Source organism: Nostoc sp., from assembly GCF_041747015.1.
In the GTDB taxonomy this organism is placed as follows: domain Bacteria; phylum Cyanobacteriota; class Cyanobacteriia; order Cyanobacteriales; family Nostocaceae; genus Nostoc.
Genome location: NZ_JBGTFY010000360.1, coordinates 1 through 3,513 on the forward strand (window position 1 = coordinate 1; position 3,513 = coordinate 3,513).

The window sequence follows — 3,513 nt, forward strand, 5'->3', positions numbered from 1 at the left end:
GAGTGTATTAGTCAACGTATTAGTGTTATTTCCACAACAGATCGACAGCTAATTGAGTTGAATAACTATAAGTTACGGGAACGCGCCAAAGCGATCACCCAAGAACAACGTTTGGACAAAGCCAGGATGGAGCGATGGCAGTTGTGGCTAAAGTGGACGTTTGGCACGTTGCATCGGGCATCGAATCGGACTACTTTCTACTATTTAGTTTGGACTCCGTTGGTAATCTTCTACTGTGCGATCGCATTTATGGGGATGCCGACGGCAGTGCTTTGTCCTAAGCCCAAGGGTGTCTGCCACAATCTTAGGGTGCTGGCGCTGAAGACTAAACTACTGCCACAGGTGTGGTGGGAGAAGTTGATAAAGAGGTAGCAATGAATCTATCCCAGTAATAAAATTCTGTTAATCCAAATGTGAATTATTGCAAGGGAAACAAAAGTAATGTCTCCCAGACGAGTTAGAGGTCGGCAATTGCTCGATTGGATTGAGTGTAGCTGATTCCAAAGGATTGATTTGAGCGGCATGAGTGGGAAATACCGACCAATTGATAAAAAATTAGTCGTCAGTGGTGAGGGCAAGACTGTGAGTCTTGTCACCTTTTAGGGAAAAAGTAACAAGACCCAAGATTAAGCGCACCTAAAAGCTGGCTCAAATACGATTAATTCGGCAATTTGACTTAATTAACCGTGCATCTTCCCCACTCTGTTTCTTGTAATACCTCTACCTAGCACCTTGCTGTGGACTCTGAGCACGTCTGAGCATTTCTGCATCTAGGCGTTCCCCTTGCGAGCAGAAGTTACTATTACCGCGACCACAGTCAACAGCAAATTTGTCAGCTTGGCGCTGCAAAACCTCTAGAGAGGGAGGTGTAGAATAGGAATTGGGAATTGGTGGAATGCCAGTAGAATTAAGTTGAGTAACAACCAAGCGTGCCACCGTGCGACCTAAAGCCATACCTGCTATATGGTCAGTACGCCAATGAATGCCTGCCCACAAGCGTGCCATACCTGCGTTGTCCGCCAAATTATCGAGTTCTGTTCTAGCTTCTGGGAAGAAGCAGGACAGTAGTTCGCTGGCAGCACCAGCATACGTACTGTGACCAGAAGGATACGCGGGATGACGTGGCGTACCCGGTGACGGTTGCGGTTCGGTTCGCGGTCTGCCATCCCTCACCTCACCACTGCTTACATCAACTTCTGTGTCGTAAAGCACTTCCAAGGGAGGCAAGCCACGAGATAGCAGATATTCAATCGGACGCTGGCGGCGTGCTACCAGATCAGTTCGACCCGTACTTAACCATTTGTAGTGCCATGCTGCCAACAGAGCGCTGGAGATTGCTACGTCTAAAGCTGCCCAGACCCAGGCTTGACGAGGTGGTGACCAGTTCCGCAATAAGATTAACCCGTTGAGTGCGTGACGGTGCGCTAATCCTGGAGTTTCCTTTTCAAAATAGCGGGCTAATTCCCGACCAGTTTGAATCAACGGTTCATTTGGTCGAGCCGTCCTCACAACTGCACCCAAGGGCGGTGGAGAAAACTTCATATTAAGAAAAGTGCCACCTGTCAAAAATACACTTAGTGGCTTACGCTCACGCCCTGATGGACCTCCAGCTACCGCATTTTGGTCAGCACGTAAGGTGGCTAACTCTCGTAACTCCGCAATTTCAGCATCAGTGACATTTTGCCCCTCGGGCGTACGCCAATCTGGATAGGGTGGAAAAAACTCATTGCTGCGAGGATCATCAGTTACAGCAATGAGTTCATCCAGCGACACAATCTTGGGTCTGGGGCAGCGTATCCAGTAACTAGCTTCTGGTTCTACCTGCGGACCATTCAAAGAATACTGTGGTATAGATTGTGAGCCTCTGCTCGATACTTTCTCACTTGCTTCCGTCATTATTTCTCCTAAGAAGTTTGAAAATCAAGTTGTACAACAAACAAGTTTGAGGGTAGCCTTTATAAGATTTGGCGGATCCACATGAATCTAGAAACCATCTCTATTAAGCAAAAACTTATGAACTGCTACTATTTGTTCTTCAAACTCAAAACGCTAATTTACGCTAAAAAATATAAAAATTCACATTGTTATAATAATTTAAAAGGTTTGGACAGATAAAGTCATAGCCAGTAATAGAATCAACGGTGTTAACAGTTAGTTAAGCGAGGAGTTGATCCACACTTTAAATCGACTACTGCTTAAAGATTATTTGACTATGTGTAGTTATCAAGTTTATGCCGCCGACCGCCATGCAAAAAAGGAACTTAAAAAGCAGGTGCGAGGAGTGCGAACCATCAAGCGCAGTGTTGCCAACAGTAATGACGTGGGATCTGAAACTGTCCGAAGTTATTGTTTAGCAGTACGCAGCGCTCTGACCGATGACGGTGTTCCACCGCTAGAAGCCTCTGGGTTAAAACTACGCTCACGATTGACTCTAATTGAGGGTAGCCTGGAACGGGTAGCCCAAAAAGGGGATTAACTTTCCCTCTAATGGGATTGTAAATTAGTTTGTGTCAGAGAATAAAACTAGCTCTAATGAACTACAAAGCCCAAGACACAAAACTATGACCTTTCAACCGGAATTACTTGACGAACTACTTAAAGGCTATCAAAATCCAGAAGACCTACTGGGAGAAGGTGGGATTCTTAAACAGTTAACTAAAGCTCTTGTAGAACGGTGTTTGCCATAATCTGCAGGTGATGGCGTTGGAAACAAGGAAGACTGTGCTGTTGCCGCAGGTGTTATGGGATAAGTTGACGAGGAGGCAGTAATGGAAATTTTGGTTTTTCTACTTGGGCTTGGTTGCCTGGTTTTGATAGCGTGGGTAATCGCGCTCGTGGCTGGTGCAGTTTCCGGTCGTAAGCGTCGGCAACAAAACCGACCTCAAGAGCCGCCATCGCTTAAGCCCCCAGAAATTCAAGAGCGCAACTCGTCGCAGCCTACTATTACTGCACCCCCTCCACCATCAGCCCCATCGCGTAGAGTAGTTGCACTTAGGCAGCCGCCAGCTTCAAAGAGGGTTCGGCTTCCTAGTAGTCGGCATCAGCAATATATTCAGCTTGCCGATTCTGTACTCAAGCGCTTACGCGATCGCATCACTGTCGTTGAACTACCAGAAGCACTCGCTATCCTTCGCAAAATGAACCCCTATGCCTTTGAGGAGTTATTGCTTACCTGCTGCCAAGAACAAGGTTGGGAAATCGAGCGTAACTTTAAATATACGGGTGACGGCGGCTTGGATGGGCGCGTAACAATTGCTGGGAAGCTTTATCTCATCCAGGCAAAGCGTTATCGGGGTTATATTAACCCACAGCATATTCATGACTTTTACAAAGTTATCCAACGGGAGAAAGCCTATGGAGGATTCTTTATCCATAGTGGCAAAACTGGAGAATTAGCCCAGGAATTGCTGCGGGAGTATGGAATAAGTTTAATCAGTGGTCAACGGCTTGTTGATTTTGTGCTAGGGCAAAGGTTGAAAGTTGTGGGGTAATATTACTTATTTTTCCAAAAAG

The 3,513-nt window shown here is 46.2% G+C and carries 4 protein-coding genes and 1 pseudogene; 4 read left to right on the forward strand and 1 reads right to left on the reverse strand.

Annotation, left to right across the window (positions count from 1 at the left end):
* The coding region (locus tag ACEW80_RS28835) for a hypothetical protein (RefSeq protein ID WP_373529893.1) at positions 1–372 on the forward strand (372 nt) is incomplete at its 5' end.
* 348 nt (positions 373–720) lie between these two features.
* Here ACEW80_RS28835 and ACEW80_RS28840 read toward each other — a convergent pair.
* The gene (locus ACEW80_RS28840) at positions 721–1,896 is read right to left on the reverse strand and encodes a vanadium-dependent haloperoxidase (protein ID WP_373529894.1); all 1,176 of its coding nucleotides are present in this window, start codon (positions 1,894–1,896) and stop codon (positions 721–723) included.
* Between the two features lie 307 nt (positions 1,897–2,203).
* On the opposite strand from ACEW80_RS28840, the pseudogene ACEW80_RS28845 reads away from it, so the two are divergent.
* The 3 genes and pseudogenes from ACEW80_RS28845 to ACEW80_RS28855 all read left to right on the forward strand — a co-directional run.
* Positions 2,204–2,467: pseudogene (locus ACEW80_RS28845) on the forward strand (ISNCY family transposase); the annotation flags it as partial.
* Positions 2,468–2,561: 94 nt separating this feature from the next.
* Positions 2,562–2,687 carry a hypothetical protein gene (locus ACEW80_RS28850; RefSeq protein WP_373529896.1) on the forward strand — a complete coding sequence of 42 codons (126 nt, stop codon included), beginning with the start codon at positions 2,562–2,564 and terminating at the stop codon, positions 2,685–2,687.
* Between the two features lie 81 nt (positions 2,688–2,768).
* Positions 2,769–3,491 carry a restriction endonuclease gene (locus tag ACEW80_RS28855; protein WP_373529895.1) on the forward strand — a complete coding sequence of 241 codons (723 nt, stop codon included), beginning with the start codon at positions 2,769–2,771 and terminating at the stop codon, positions 3,489–3,491.
* Positions 3,492–3,513 lie beyond the last annotated feature (22 nt).